Origin of the sequence: Burkholderia sp. MBR-1, from assembly GCF_013822785.1 — a bacterium.
Classification (GTDB): domain Bacteria; phylum Pseudomonadota; class Gammaproteobacteria; order Burkholderiales; family Burkholderiaceae; genus Burkholderia; species Burkholderia vietnamiensis.
The window spans coordinates 1,376,038-1,389,664 of record NZ_CP053609.1; the positions used below are offsets into that span (position 1 = coordinate 1,376,038).

At 66.6% G+C, this 13,627-nt stretch carries 16 protein-coding genes; 8 read left to right on the forward strand and 8 right to left on the reverse strand.

Annotated features, from left to right (window positions below; genetic code table 11):
* Positions 1–98 precede the first annotated feature (98 nt).
* From htpG to MBR110_RS06325, 3 genes are read left to right on the forward strand one after another with little or no spacing between them, the layout of a single operon-like run.
* Positions 99–1,997 carry a molecular chaperone HtpG gene (gene htpG, locus MBR110_RS06315; RefSeq protein WP_014723422.1) on the forward strand — a complete coding sequence of 633 codons (1,899 nt, stop codon included), beginning with the start codon at positions 99–101 and terminating at the stop codon, positions 1,995–1,997.
* A gap of 8 nt (positions 1,998–2,005) precedes the next feature.
* Positions 2,006–2,602 carry a chorismate--pyruvate lyase family protein gene (locus tag MBR110_RS06320; protein WP_011885628.1) on the forward strand — a complete coding sequence of 199 codons (597 nt, stop codon included), beginning with the start codon at positions 2,006–2,008 and terminating at the stop codon, positions 2,600–2,602.
* The gene (locus MBR110_RS06325) at positions 2,602–3,078 is read left to right on the forward strand and encodes a DNA-deoxyinosine glycosylase (protein ID WP_011885627.1); all 477 of its coding nucleotides are present in this window, start codon (positions 2,602–2,604) and stop codon (positions 3,076–3,078) included. Before MBR110_RS06320 ends, MBR110_RS06325 begins: the two co-directional genes overlap by 1 nt.
* Before the next feature lie 24 nt (positions 3,079–3,102).
* Here MBR110_RS06325 and MBR110_RS06330 read toward each other — a convergent pair whose 3' ends face one another.
* A complete protein-coding gene (locus MBR110_RS06330) occupies positions 3,103–3,411 on the reverse strand; it encodes a type II toxin-antitoxin system RelE/ParE family toxin (protein WP_059734572.1) in 309 nt (102 codons plus the stop codon).
* The gene (locus MBR110_RS06335; protein WP_408913020.1) at positions 3,408–3,719 is read right to left on the reverse strand and encodes a YlcI/YnfO family protein; all 312 of its coding nucleotides are present in this window, start codon (positions 3,717–3,719) and stop codon (positions 3,408–3,410) included. The genes MBR110_RS06330 and MBR110_RS06335 overlap by 4 nt, the downstream gene beginning before the upstream one ends.
* 134 nt (positions 3,720–3,853) lie before the next feature.
* Between MBR110_RS06335 and MBR110_RS06340 the strand changes: the two genes are divergently transcribed.
* The 3 genes from MBR110_RS06340 to mctP all read left to right on the forward strand — a co-directional run bounded on the left by MBR110_RS06340 (position 3,854) and on the right by mctP (position 6,759).
* Positions 3,854–4,771 carry a spermidine synthase gene (locus MBR110_RS06340; RefSeq protein WP_014723418.1) on the forward strand — a complete coding sequence of 306 codons (918 nt, stop codon included), beginning with the start codon at positions 3,854–3,856 and terminating at the stop codon, positions 4,769–4,771.
* A 198-nt stretch (positions 4,772–4,969) separates the two neighbouring features.
* Entirely contained in the window at positions 4,970–5,212 is a 243-nt protein-coding gene (locus tag MBR110_RS06345; RefSeq protein WP_011885623.1) for a DUF3311 domain-containing protein, read from the forward strand.
* Positions 5,209–6,759 (forward strand): monocarboxylate uptake permease MctP, encoded by a 1,551-nt coding sequence (gene mctP, locus MBR110_RS06350; protein ID WP_011885622.1) that lies wholly within the window; start codon positions 5,209–5,211, stop codon positions 6,757–6,759. The genes MBR110_RS06345 and mctP overlap by 4 nt, the downstream gene beginning before the upstream one ends.
* A gap of 61 nt (positions 6,760–6,820) precedes the next feature.
* On the opposite strand, the gene MBR110_RS06355 is transcribed toward mctP, so the two are convergent.
* From MBR110_RS06355 to MBR110_RS06375, 5 genes are all read right to left on the reverse strand, one after another.
* Positions 6,821–7,276 (reverse strand): VOC family protein, encoded by a 456-nt coding sequence (locus tag MBR110_RS06355; RefSeq protein ID WP_011885621.1) that lies wholly within the window; start codon positions 7,274–7,276, stop codon positions 6,821–6,823.
* Positions 7,277–7,520: 244 nt separating this feature from the next.
* Complete coding sequence (tal, locus tag MBR110_RS06360; RefSeq protein ID WP_011885620.1) at positions 7,521–8,474, reverse strand: transaldolase; 954 nt, start codon at positions 8,472–8,474, stop codon at positions 7,521–7,523.
* 172 nt (positions 8,475–8,646) lie between these two features.
* Positions 8,647–9,858, reverse strand: coding sequence for a benzoate/H(+) symporter BenE family transporter (locus MBR110_RS06365; protein ID WP_014723415.1), 1,212 nt, complete (start codon positions 9,856–9,858; stop codon positions 8,647–8,649).
* A 56-nt stretch (positions 9,859–9,914) separates the two neighbouring features.
* Complete coding sequence (locus MBR110_RS06370) at positions 9,915–11,090, reverse strand: vWA domain-containing protein (RefSeq protein WP_011885618.1); 1,176 nt, start codon at positions 11,088–11,090, stop codon at positions 9,915–9,917.
* A gap of 21 nt (positions 11,091–11,111) precedes the next feature.
* On the reverse strand, positions 11,112–11,954 hold the full coding sequence (locus MBR110_RS06375) for an AAA family ATPase (RefSeq protein WP_034194030.1): 843 nt from the start codon (positions 11,952–11,954) through the stop codon (positions 11,112–11,114).
* Positions 11,955–12,199: 245 nt separating this feature from the next.
* Between MBR110_RS06375 and MBR110_RS06380 the strand changes: the two genes are divergently transcribed.
* Positions 12,200–12,559, forward strand: a complete 360-nt coding sequence (locus tag MBR110_RS06380; protein WP_011885616.1) for a c-type cytochrome — start codon at positions 12,200–12,202, stop codon at positions 12,557–12,559.
* Between the two features lie 40 nt (positions 12,560–12,599).
* Entirely contained in the window at positions 12,600–12,959 is a 360-nt protein-coding gene (locus MBR110_RS06385; RefSeq protein WP_011885615.1) for a c-type cytochrome, read from the forward strand.
* Between the two features lie 97 nt (positions 12,960–13,056).
* On the opposite strand, the gene MBR110_RS06390 is transcribed toward MBR110_RS06385, so the two are convergent.
* Entirely contained in the window at positions 13,057–13,605 is a 549-nt protein-coding gene (locus tag MBR110_RS06390) for a DUF1841 family protein (RefSeq protein ID WP_374702171.1), read from the reverse strand.
* Between the last annotated feature and the right edge of the window lie 22 nt (positions 13,606–13,627).

Below are 13,627 nucleotides of genomic sequence, written 5' to 3' on the forward strand. Positions count from 1 at the left end.
CCGCTTGCGCCAGGCGGTCGTCCTTGACGGGCCAGCCCGCGTCACGTACCGGGCGCCCGCGCCACACCATTCGAGTTCAAGTAAGAGGAAAAGCATCCATGGCACACGAAACGATGAGCTTTCAGGCAGAGGTCAAGCAACTCCTCCACCTGATGATCCATTCGCTCTACAGCAACAAGGAAATCTTCCTGCGCGAACTGGTGTCGAACGCGTCCGACGCGGCCGACAAGCTGCGTTTCGAAGCGCTCGCCGACAACGCGCTGTACGAGAACGATCCGAACCTGCGCATCCGTATCGGCTTCGACAAGGCGGCGCGCACGATCACGATCGAGGACAACGGCATCGGCATGAGCCGTGACGAGGCGATTGCGAACCTCGGAACGATCGCGCGTTCGGGCACCAAGGAATTCTTCACGAAGCTCTCCGGCGACCAGCAGAAGGATGCGGCGCTGATCGGCCAGTTCGGCGTCGGCTTCTACTCGGGCTTCATCGTCGCCGACAAGATCACCGTCGAGACGCGCCGCGCCGGCCTGCCCGCGAACGAAGCGGTGCGCTGGGAAAGCGCCGGCGAGGGCGACTTCACGATCGACGCGATCGAGCGCGCGCAGCGCGGCACGACGATCACGCTGCATCTGCGCGAAGGCGAGGACGAGCTGTTGTCGTCGCACCGCCTGAAGTCGATCATCCAGAAGTATTCCGATCACATCGCGCTGCCGATCCTGATGCGCAAGGAAGAGTGGGACCAGGAAAAGGGCGAGATGGTCCTGAAGGACGAGGACGAGACGGTCAACCAGGCCAGCGCCCTGTGGACGCGCTCGAAGAGCGACATCAGCGACGAGCAGTACACGCAGTTCTACCAGCACATCGCGCACGACCACCAGGATCCGCTCACGTGGACGCACAACCGCGTCGAAGGCCGCAGCGAATACACGCAGCTGCTGTTCGTGCCGGCGCACGCGCCGTTCGATCTGTGGAACCGCGACTACCGCGGCGGCCTGAAGCTGTACGTGAAGCGCGTGTTCATCATGGACGACGCCGAGCAGCTGCTGCCGCAATACCTGCGCTTCGTGAAGGGCGTCGTCGATTCGGCCGACCTGCCGCTGAACGTGTCGCGCGAAATCCTGCAGGAAAGCCGCGACGTGAAGGCGATTCGCGAGGGCGTGACCAAGCGCGCGCTGTCGATGCTCGAGGAGCTGGCGAACGCCGAAGACGACGCCGGCAAGGAGAAGTACAAGACGTTCTGGAGCGCGTTCGGCCAGGTGCTGAAGGAAGGCCTCGGCGAGGACCACGCGAACCGCGAGCGCATCGCGAAGCTGCTGCGCTTCGCGTCGACGCACGGCGACACCGACGCGCAGGACGTGTCGCTCGCCGATTACGTGTCGCGCATGAAGCCCGAGCAGAGCAAGATCTACTACGTGACCGCCGATACGTGGCAGGCCGCGAAGAACAGCCCGCATCTGGAAGTGTTCCGCAAGAAGGGTGTCGAGGTGCTGCTGCTGACCGATCGCGTCGACGAATGGATGCTGTCGTTCCTGCACGAGTTCGACGGCAAGCCGCTCGCGAGCGTGGCGCGCGGCGATCTCGACCTCGGCGAGCTGAACGACGAGGAGAAGAAGGCGCAGGAGCAGGCGGGCGAAGCGATCAAGCCGGTCGTCGAGAAGATGAAGGAAGCGCTCGGCGACAAGGTGAAGGAAGTGCGTGCCACGTTCCGCCTGACCGATTCGCCGTCGTGCCTCGTCGCCGACGACAACGACATGAGCGGCTACCTGCAGCGCATGCTGAAGGCGGCCGGCCAGAACGCGCCGGCGATGCAGCCGATCCTCGAGATCAATCCGGACCACGCGCTCATCAAGCAGCTCAACGTCGACAGCGCCGATTTCGGCGACTGGTGCCATCTGCTGTTCGACCAGGCGCTGCTGGCCGAAGGCGGGATGCTCGACGATCCGGCGAGCTTCGTTAAGCGCACCAACACGCTGCTGCTGTCGCGCGCCGCGTGAACTCGCGCATGCGATTCGACGGCGCACGCTCGGGCTGGCGCGCAACGCCCCGGCCCGGCTGCACGCTCGAGCAGCGCGACTGGCTCACGCGCGGCGGTTCGCTGACCGCGCATCTCGCGCGGCTCGGCAGCGTGAGCGTGCGCGTGACGCGCGAGGCCGTCGATTGCCCGTGGTTCGACGAGCCTGCCGCGGTCGGACGCGCGCCGCGCGCGCCGATGTGGGTGCGCGAGGTGATCCTGTCGGTGGACGGCGTGCCGTACGTCGCCGCGCACAGCATCGCGCCGCTCGCGGCCAGCAAGGGCGTATGGCAGGCGATGCGGCGGCTGCGTACGCGCCCGCTCGCCGAATTGCTGTACAGCGACCCGCAGGTCGCGCGCTCGGCGCTCGTGAGCCGGCGCGTGATCGCCGGCCATCCGCTGTATGCGCTCGCGAGCCATGCGCTGCAGCGCGAGCGCGCACCGCATGCGTTCGCCGCGCGGCGCTCGGTATTCCAGCGGCACGGCGAGCCGCTGATGGTCACGGAATGCATGCTGCCGGCGTTGTGGCGCCATCTCGCCGCGCACGGCGACGGCCCGCGCTCGCTCGGGCCGCGGGCAGACGCGTGATGCTGCAAGGCTTTCCGCCCGTCGTCGCGCGCGACACGCACACGATGATCCTCGGCAGCTTTCCCGGCGAGGCGTCGCTCGACGCCGCGCAGTATTACGCGCATCCGCGCAATCAGTTCTGGCGCCTGCTCGGCGCGGTGCTCGGCGAGCCGGGGCTCCACGAACTCGCCTACGACGCGCGGCTCGAGCGCGTGCTGTCGCACGGCGTCGGCATCTGGGACGTCCTCGATGCGTGCCATCGGCAAGGCAGTCTCGATTCGGCAATCCGCAATGCGAAGCCGAACGACTTCGCGTCGCTGCGCGCGCATGCGCCGTTGCTGAGGAAGGTGTGCTTCAACGGGAAGACGGCCGGGCGGTTTGCCGACGTGATCGGCGAGGCCGGCTACGAGACGCTCGTGCTGCCGTCGTCGAGCCCGGCGTATGCGATGCTGTCGTTCGAGCAGAAGCTGGTGCAGTGGCGGCGCATCGTCGGCTGAACGGGCTTGGGCGGCGGGCGAACGTCAGTGGTAGTCGCTTTCTCGCTGGTGACGCACGGCAAGGACCGTCACCGTCCGGCTGTCGTCGATTTCGAACAGGGCGACATAGCCCGATGCGCCGAACGGGATGAGCAATTCCCGCAGAAACGGCATCGACGGATGAGCCTTGCGGCACGTGAACGGCGACGATTCGAGCGTGACGATGCCCGAAACGATGGCGGCCGCTGCACATTCGGGCCGTCCAGGATCTGCATCGTCGTGACCGACGACGCCAGCACAGAGCCGCTCGAGGTCGTCCGCTGCCGCGGGCGTGAAGCGAACCGTACGGATCATCGGGTCGGGCGCTTCCCGTCGCGCAGTGCTTCGAGCCGTCGACCCAGTCGTTCCAGCACGTCGGCCGCCGATACATACTCGCCGGTGCGCCGCGCGTCGTCGCGCGACGTGATACCGCGCGCGATGAATTCGCTCTGGAGGCGACGGCATTCGATGCCTTCGCGGATCGACTGCTCGACGAATGCCGATAGCGTTTCGCCTTCCTGAAGGACGTTCTCGGCCGCTTCTCGCAATTCCGGTTCGACCCGAATCGACGGAAAAGTCGCAGTTTTCATCATGACCTCTTCTGTATCGCAGTTGCGATGCATTGTCGCGCACGGCCTTGTCGCCGGCAAGAGTCGCCACCGTGGCCGCCCCGTCCGCCGGGCACGCCGCGCCGACCCGCGACCGAGCAATGCTATCCTCTCGTCCGCTTATCCAGCGTCATCCAACGAGATTCAACATGACCCGACTCATCAAGCGCGCGTCCGCCGAGGCGCGCGCATTCAAGCAGCGCAAAGCGTCCGCGTACAACGGCTCCGAAAAACTGCAGCCGCCGCGCCTGAAGCGCCGCCCGGAAATCGGCGAGCACGACGACGTGCCCGTTCTCGAAGCGCCGCGCAAGCCGCGCTTCGCGCCCGTCACGTTTTCGGAGGAGCGCGGCGTGCGCTTCCTGCATTTCGGGACCGAATGGGTGCAGGGCGCGATGCGCCTGTCGAAGCCGTTCGCGATCGAACTCGAATACGCGCAGCAGATGATGGCATGGCTGCTGTTCCTCGAAACGCCCGCGCGCATCGTTCAGCTCGGCCTGGGCACCGGCGCGCTGACCAAGTTCGCGCATCGCTTCCTGCCGCACGCGAAGGTCGAGGCCGTGGAGCTGAACCCGGCCGTGATCGTCGCGGCGCGCACGATGTTCGCGCTGCCGCCGGACGACGCGCGCCTGGTCGTTCACGAGGCCGACGCGTGGGACTTCGTCAACGATCCGGCCAACCGCGGCACGACGGGCGCGCTGCAGATCGACCTGTACGACGCGACCGCCCGCGGCCCGGTGCTCGACAGCGTCGCGTTCTACCGCGCGGTGCGCGGCTGCCTCGCCGACGCGGGCATCGCGACGATCAACCTGTTCGGCGATCATCCGAGCTTCGTGCGCAATATGAAGCACCTGAACGCGGCGTTCGATCATCGCGTGGTCGCGCTGCCGGAAGTGCACGACGGCAACCGGATCGCGATCGCGTTCTCCGGCCCCGCGCTCGACGTGTCGTTCGCGCAGCTCGAAGCACGCGCGAAGCTGATCGAAGACACGCTCAAGCTGCCCGCCCGCAGCTGGGTGAAAGCCTTGAAAGAAACGACCGGCGCACGCGACGCCTCGTTCGCGATCTGACGCTGAGGCACCGGCCGCATGCCGGTGCAACCGCGCGTGCGGGGGCGGATCACCTCGGGTTCGCCCCCGCTTGACCACGCAGCCGCGGCTCCTATACTTGCGCGAAGCCAGGGGAGCCGCAGCTTACCCGTTTTGCCGCTCCTCTCGCCGCCGTACCCGCTCAACAAGATCGATAACCGGGAATGATGAGGAGACGTCATGGCTCACGATGCCGACGCCAATCGGGCCGCGAAGCGCTGGCTCTGGCTGCTGGTGCTGCCGCTGATCGCGATGGTCTGGGTGCCGTCGTACAGCAAGATCGAACCGCAATGGTTCGGGTTTCCGTTCTTCTACTGGTACCAGCTGCTGTGGGTGTTCATTAGCGCGGTGATCACCGCGTTCGTGTACCGGAAGACCAAGCACGCATGGAAGGCCGGCGGCTCGCAGGGAGGTGCGCAATGAACCTCGGCGCCACCTTCGTCTTCGTCCTGCTGTTCATCGGCGTCACCATCCTCGGCTTTCTCGCCGCGAACTGGCGGCGCGGCGATCTCGCCCATCTCGACGAATGGGGCCTCGGCGGCCGCCGCTTCGGCACGATCGTCACGTGGTTCCTGCTCGGCGGCGATCTCTATACGGCCTACACGTTCGTCGCGGTGCCCGCGCTCGTGTTCGGCGCCGGCGCGATGGGCTTCTTCGCGTTGCCGTACACGATCCTGATCTATCCGTTCGCGTTCGTCGTGTTCCCGAAGCTGTGGAGCATCGCGAAGCGCCACGGCTACGTGACCGCGGCCGATTTCGTCCACGCCCGCTACGGCAGCCGGATGCTCGCGCTCGCGATCGCGGTGACGGGCATCGTCGCGACCATGCCGTACATCGCGCTGCAGCTGGTCGGCATCGAAGTGGTGATCGGCGCGCTCGGCTTCGACACCACCGGCTTCGTCGGCGACCTGCCGCTGATCATCGCGTTCGCGATCCTCGCCGCGTACACCTACACGTCGGGGCTGCGCGCACCGGCGATGATCGCGATCGTGAAGGACATCCTGATCTACATCACGATCGCCGCGGCGATCATCGTGATCCCGGCCAAGCTCGGCGGCTTCGGGCACATCTTCGCGACGGTGCCGCCGGCCAAGCTGCTGCTCAAGGCGCCGGACGCGACGAGCCTGAACGGCTACAGCGCCTACGCGACGCTCGCGATCGGCTCCGCGCTCGCGTTGTTCCTGTATCCGCATTCGGTCACGGCGATCCTGTCGTCGTCGTCGGGCAACACGATTCGCCGCAACATGGCGATGCTGCCCGCGTATTCGTTCGTGCTCGGCCTGCTCGCGCTGCTCGGCTACATGGCGCTCGCCTCCGGCGTGAAGGACATGCCGCAGTACGCGCCGTACTTCAAGGCGTTCGGCCCGAACTTCGCGGTGCCCGCGCTGTTCCTCAACTACTTCCCGTCGTGGTTCGTCGGCGTCGCGTTCGCGGCGATCGGCATCGGCGCGCTGGTGCCGGCGGCGATCATGTCGATCGCGGCCGCGAACCTCTATACGCGCAACATCCACCGCGAGTTCGTCAACCGCAACATGACGCACCACCAGGAGACGCACGTCGCGAAGCTGGTGTCGCTGATCGTGAAGGTCGGCGCGGTCGCGTTCATCCTCGGGCTGCCGCTCACGTATGCGATCCAGCTGCAACTGCTCGGCGGGATCTGGATCATCCAGACGCTGCCGGCGATCGTGCTCGGCCTGTACACGCGCGTGCTCGACCATCGCGGGCTGCTGGCCGGCTGGGCGGCAGGCATCGTCTGCGGGACGTGGATGGCGATCTCGCTGAAGCTGGCGAGTTCGATCTTCACGATCCATCTGTTCGGTCTCGCGATTCCCGGCTATGCGGCGGTGTGGTCGCTGATCGTGAACCTGGTCGTGTCGGTGGTGGTGAGCGTGCTGGTGCGCGCGATGGGCGTCGCGCATGCGGAGGATCGCACGCGGCCCGAAGACTATCTCGACGTGATCGAGGGCTGAAGCCGGCCGCGCCGCAGGAAGGACGCCCGCCGCTGCGCAGCGGCGGGCGTTGTCATTTGCGTCAGGCTTGCGCGTGCTTCGCGAGGTCGTCGCGCTGCGACAGGTCCTCGACGTTGACCATCCAGTGCACGCCGAAGCGATCCTTCGCCATCCCGAAGCCGAGCGCCCAGAACGTCTTGCCGAACGGCATCGTCACTTCGCCGCCGTCGGCGAGCGCGTCGAACAGCTTCTGGCCGTCTTCGACCGTCGCCGGGTTCAGCGACAGCGAATAGCCGGCGTGCGCGCCGCCGCCCGGCTGGCTGCAGTCGCCGTCCGAGCACATGATCATCGAGTCGCCGATCGTGAAACTGGCATGCATCACCTTGTCGGCCATCTCCGGCGACATCGGGAAATCGGGGTTCGGCGGCGCATCCTTGAAGTGCATCTTGAACATCGTCTTCGCGCCAAGCGCCCGTTCGTAGAACTGAAGGGCTTCTTCCGCACGGCCATAGAACGTCAGATACGGTTGGACCTGCATCGTTGTCTCCTGTTGACCGGAGCGGCATGTCGGCGCCGCGCCGGGTGCTGCGACGATTGACCGAAACGGCGCGCCGGGATGCGGCCGGCGCACTCGTGACGTGGATTGTAGTGCGCGGGCCCGGAGATCGAACGAAAAATAAAAACGGCCGCGAACATGCAGTTCGCGGCCGTCGGGCACGCATGGTGACGGCTGCTGCCAGTGCGGCGGCATGCTTGCCCGCCGCGCTCGCGCGCCGCCAGGCTCAGCGCAGCGCAGCGATCAGTTTCTCGAGCTTGACCGCATCGGCGGCGAATACGCGGATGCCTTCGGCAAGTTTTTCCGTCGCCATCGCGTCGTCGTTCAGCTGGAAGCGGAACGACGCTTCGTCGATCGCGACGCGTTCGGTGGGCTTGTCGTGCAGCGCGTCGGGCGACAGCTTGCGCTCGACCGGATCGTTGCTGTCCTGCAGCTTCTGCAGCAGATCGGGGCTGATGGTCAGCAGATCGCAGCCGGCCAGCTCGATGATCTGGCTCGTCGTGCGGAAGCTCGCGCCCATCACCTCGGTGTGGTATCCGAACGTCTTGTAGTAGGTGTAGATGCGGCGCACGGACTGCACGCCCGGATCGTTCGCGCCGCCGTCCTTCGCTTCGTCCCAGTCGGCGCCGGCCTGCTTCTTGTACCAGTCGTAGATGCGGCCGACGAACGGCGAAATCAGCTGCGCGCCCGCTTCGGCGCACGCGGCGGCCTGCACCAGCGAGAAAAGCAGGGTCATGTTGCACTTGATCCCTTCCTGCTGCAGCACCTGCGCCGCGCGGATGCCTTCCCAGGTCGAGGCGAGCTTGATCAGGATGCGTTCGCGGCCGATGCCGGCTGCTTCGTACAGCTTGATGAGCTCGCGGCCCTTGTCGATCGAGCGCTGCGTGTCGAACGACAGGCGCGCGTCGACTTCGGTCGACACGCGGCCCGGGATCAGCTTCAGGATCTCGGTGCCGAATGCGATCAGCAGGCGATCGATGATGAAATCGGTGCTTTCGTTGCGGTGATCGCGGACGGTTTTCTCGAGAATCGGCTTGTACGCGTCCTTCTGGACGGCCTTCAGGATCAGCGACGGGTTCGTGGTCGCGTCCTGCGGCTTGTATTGCGCGAGCTGCTGGAAATCGCCCGTGTCGGCGACGACGGTCGTGTACTGCTTCAGCTGGTCGAGTGCGGTAGTCATGGCGATTCGGGAGGAGGGCGCAAGGCGCCTGGGTTCTCACGGGCCGCGCGAGCGCGGCAGCGAAGCGAGACGGCGCGGGGCGCCGCCTGCGATCCACTATTCTAGGCCCGATTCGCGTCGCGCACGTGATGGCGCGCCGCTCGGCCGGCACGAGGCGGCGCCGTGCGCGCGGTTATGCGGGGCGTCGCGCGTTCAGGATCACTTGCGTGACGATCCCGGCCACGAGCCCCCAGAACGCCGATCCGATCGACAGCAGCGTGAGGCCCGACGCCGTGACCATGAACGTGACGAGCGCTGCTTCGCGCTGCTTCACGTCCTGCATCGCATTCGCGAGCCCGCTCATGATCGAGCCGAACAGCGCGAGCGCTGCGACCGACACGACCAGCGCCTTCGGCAGCGCCGCGAACAGCGCGGCGATCGTCGCGCCGAACACGCCGGCGATCAGATAGAAGGTGCCGCACCAGACGGCGGCCGTGTAACGCTTCGCGTGATCCTCGTGCGCTTCGGGGCCGGTGCAGATCGCGGCCGTGATCGCCGCGAGGTTCACGCCGTGCGAGCCGAACGGCGCGAGCAGCAGCGAGGCGAGCCCGGTCGTCGCGATCAGCGGCGACGACGGCGTCGCATAGCCGTCCGCGCGCAGCACCGCGATGCCCGGCACGTTCTGCGACGCCATCGCAACGACGAACAGGGGAATGCCGATGCTGACGATCGACGCGATCGAGAACGCCGGCATCGTGAACACCGGCTGCGCGAGCGCGATGTGGAAGCGGCTGAAGTCGAGCAGGCCGAGGCCGCCGGCCACCGCGGTGCCGACGATCAGCGTCGTGACGATCGCGTAGCGCGGCGCGGCGCGCTTGACGATCAGGTAGGTGAAGAACATCGCGAGCACGAGGGCGGTCTGGAACTGGGCCGCGCGGAAGATCTCGATGCCGATCTCGAACAGGATGCCGGCGAGCAACGCGGCCGCGATGCCGGCCGGAATGCGCTTCATCAGCGTATCGAACAGCCCGCTCACGCCGACGGCCGTCAGCAGCAGCGCGCAGACGACGAACGCGCCGATCGCTTCGGGATACGGCACGCCGGGCAGCGACGCGATCAGCAGCGCGGCGCCCGGCGTCGACCACGCGACGACGACCGGCGCGCGAAACCGCAGCGACAGCCCGATGGTCGTGAGCGCCATGCCGATCGACAGCGCCCAGATCCACGACGAGATTTGCGCATCGGTGAGGTGCGCGGCGCGGCCGGCCTGGAACATCAGCACGAGCGAGCTCGTGTAGCCGGTCATCATCGCGACGAAGCCGGCGACGAGCGCCGACACCGACGTATCGGCGAAAAAGCGGCGGCCGCCGGCGCGGCCTGCGCTCGCGGTGGGCGAGGGATTCATGCTATCTCCGAGGGGGAGGCCGCGCGCGCGGCCTGCGGGTCTGCTGGGTGGGTTCGTTATTTGCTGAGCGTGCGCATCGCGGTTTCGAGGCCCGCGAGCGTGAGCGGATACATGCGCTGGCCGAGCACGTCGCGAATGATCGCGATCGACTGCCGGTATTCCCATAGCCGCTCGGGCTCCGGGTTCAGCCATGCATGGTGGGGGAACTGGTCGGCGAAGCGGCGCAGCCACACGGCGCCGGCCTCCGGGTTGTTGTATTCGACCGAGCCGCCGGGCTGCAGCACTTCGTACGGGCTCATCGTCGCGTCGCCGACGAAGATCAGCTTGTAGTCGGGCGTGAACTTGTGCAGCACGTCCCACGTCGCGGTGCGCTCCGACTGGCGCCGGCGATTGTTCTTCCACAGGTGGTCGTACACGCAGTTGTGGAAATAGTAGAACTCGAGGTGCTTGAACTCGGCCTTCGCAGCCGAGAACAGTTCTTCGGTGCGCTTGATGTGGTCGTCCATCGAGCCGCCGACGTCGAGCAGCATCAGCACCTTCACGTTGTTGTGGCGCTCGGGCACCATCCGCAGATCGAGCCAGCCGGCGTTCGCGGCCGTGCTGCGGATCGTGCCGGGCAGGTCGAGCTCCTCGGCCGCGCCTTCGCGCGCGAAGCGGCGCAGGCGGCGCAGCGCGACCTTGATGTTGCGCGTGCCGATCTCCACCGAGTCGTCGTAGTCGCGATACGCGCGCGCCTCCCACACCTTGACCGCGGTGCGGTTGCCGTTCGACGGGCCGCCGATGCGGATCCCTTCGGGGTTGTAGCCGCCGTGGCCGAACGGCGAGGTGCCGCCGGTGCCGATCCACTTGTTGCCGCCTTCGTGGCGCTCCTTCTGCTCGTCGAGCAGCGCCTTCAGGCGCGCCATCAGCTTGTCGAGCCCGCCCATCGCTTCGATCTGCGCCTTCTCGTCCGGCGACAGCTCGCGCTCGAGGCGCTTCTCGAGCCAGTCGAGCGGGATGTCGAACGCGTCGGACGGCAGCGCGGACACGCCGTGGAAATACGCGCCGAACGCCTGGTCGAACTTGTCGAAGTACTGCTCGTCCTTCACGAGCGTCATCCGCGCGAGGAAGTAGAACGCGTCGATCGACGGCGAGATCAGGCCGGCCTTCAGCGCTTCGAGCAGCGTCAGGTATTCCTTCACCGAGACGGGCAGCTTGGCTGCGCGCAGCGCGTAGAAGAAATTGAGCAGCATGGCCGGGCCTTCGCGCGTGGGTTACCGGTTGTGCCGGTTCATGTAGACGAGCCGCTCGAGCAGGCTCAGATCCTGCTCGTTCTTCAGCAGCGCGCCGGCGAGCGGCGGGACGATCTGCTTCGCGTCGGCGCCGCGCAGCGCGTCGGCGGGGATGTTCTCGGCGAGCAGCAGCTTCAGCCAGTCGAGCAGCTCGGACGTCGACGGCTTCTTCTTGAGGCCCGACACGCTGCGCAATTCGAAGAAACTCTGCAGCGCGGCCTGCAGCAGCTCCTCGCGGATGTTCGGGAAGTGGACCGCGACGATCTTCTGCATCGTCGACGCATCGGGAAACTGGATGTAGTGGAAGAAGCAGCGGCGCAGGAACGCGTCGGGCAATTCCTTCTCGTTGTTCGACGTGATGATCACGAGCGGGCGATGCTTCGCGCGCACCGTCTCGCGCGTCTCGTACACGTGGAACTCCATGCGGTCGAGCTCGCGCAGCAGGTCGTTCGGGAATTCGATGTCGGCCTTGTCGATCTCGTCGATCAGCAGCACGCTCGGGCGCTCGGCGTCGAACGCCTGCCACAGCACGCCTTTCACGATGTAGTTCGCGATGTCCTTCACGCGTTCGTCGCCGAGCTGCGAGTCGCGCAGGCGCGAGACGGCGTCGTATTCGTACAGGCCCTGCTGCGCTTTGGTGGTCGACTTGATGTGCCACTGCAGCAGCGGCATGTCGAGCGCGGCGGCCACTTCCTCGGCGAGCATCGTCTTGCCGGTGCCGGGTTCGCCCTTGATCAGCAGCGGGCGCTGCAGCGTCAGTGCGGCGTTGACCGCGAGCTTCAGGTCGTCGGTGGCGACGTAGTGCGAGGATCCTTCGAAACGCATGGCGGCGCTCTTTTCTGGTCTCAAAAAAACCCAGTATAAGTCAGAAGGGCTGTCCGGTTGGCGCGCTCCCGCGTATCGTTGCCGGGGCTGCGGCGGGCCGGGCGCGGGCGCCGTGTGGACGCATTCCCCGCCGACGCGGTACAATCTGGCCGTTTTTTTTGGCCTGCGTGGCGACCGATAAGCAAAACGGCGCGGGCCGTTGCCGCTTCGGCGCCAGTTTCCCCTCAAGCTAGGTTACAAGAGCTATGAACAAATTCGTCGGCAAACACGTCGTTGTCGCGGCGCTCGTGGCGCTCGCGGGCAGCGCGCAGGCGGCCGGTGTGGTCGGCAACCCGAAGGACGGGGCGAGCAAGGCCGCCATGTGCATCGGTTGCCACGGCATCCAGGATTACCGCGCGGCGTACCCGGAGGTCTACCGGGTGCCCGTCCTCGGCGGCCAGAACCAGCAATATCTCGAGAACGCGCTGAAGGCCTACCGCAAGAAGGATCGTCACTTCCCGTCGATGAATGCGATCGCCGGTTCGCTGACGGATCAGGACATCGCGGATCTGGCGGCCTACTATGCCGCCCAGAAGGCCGACACGAAGGACAATCCCTACAAGTAAAGCGCGCGCCGCCGATCAGACCGGCGGGACAGGAGCATTCATGAACAACGCATTCAAGACGGCGGCGGTGGCACTGGCGGCCGGCCTCGCGATCGGTACCGCGCATGCGGCGGACACGACGAAGGGCAAGGAACTGGTCGAGTCGCACAACTGCGCGGCCTGCCACGGCGCGCAACTGAACAAGCCGATCAACGCCGAATATCCGCGCCTCGCGGGCCAGCACGCCGACTACCTCGTGTGGGCGATGCGCCAGTACCAGATGGGGCTGACGAACCCGCTGCTCGGCCGCAACAACGCGATCATGCAGGCGCAGGTGCAGAACCTGTCGGTGAGCGACATGAAGGACATCGCCGCCTACATCGAGTCGCTGAAAGAAACCGATCTCGTCTTCAAGAAGTAAGTGTGCCGGGCCGAGCGGCCCGTGCAGCGAAATACCCCGCGGCGGCGGGGTATTTTTTTGTCCGCGCGGCGGCCGGCGATCGCGCTGCGGCCCGCGGTCAGTCGCGCGACGCGCGGCGCAGGATGCGTTGCAGATAGGCGTCGGTGTCCGGCGGCGTGCCGGTGCGCTGCGCTTCCCAGATCGTCTCACCGAGACATTCCATGATCGTGTGCTGCGCTTCGTGCGTCGAGTCGAGCTTCGCGGCCAGCTTGTCGTGCGCGGCGCGGATGCCGGGCGGCTGGTCGATCGATAGCTGCTCGCTGATCGCGAGGTGCATCGACAGGTGCAGGAACGGGTTCGTGCGACCTTCCTCGGGCGTGTAGTTGCGCGCGGCGGCGCCGTCGGCGTCCGCGAGCTCGTCGTGGTATTCGGGGTGTTCGACGATCCAGTCGGCGGCCATCGCTTCCAGCGGCGTCAGGATTTCGCCTGCGCGCTGCTTGCGCCAGGTTTCGGTGAAAAAGCGACGGACTTCGTCGCGACTCGGATTGAACATGATCGGGGAGACGTCGTGATTCGGACGGCCTGATGCCGCGTCGCGCATTGTACGCCGGGTCGGCGAGCGGTGCTGGCGGGCGGTTGGGCGCGAGCGGAACGCGCGTTGCGGGATGCGGCGGGCGGCCGCGATTGGG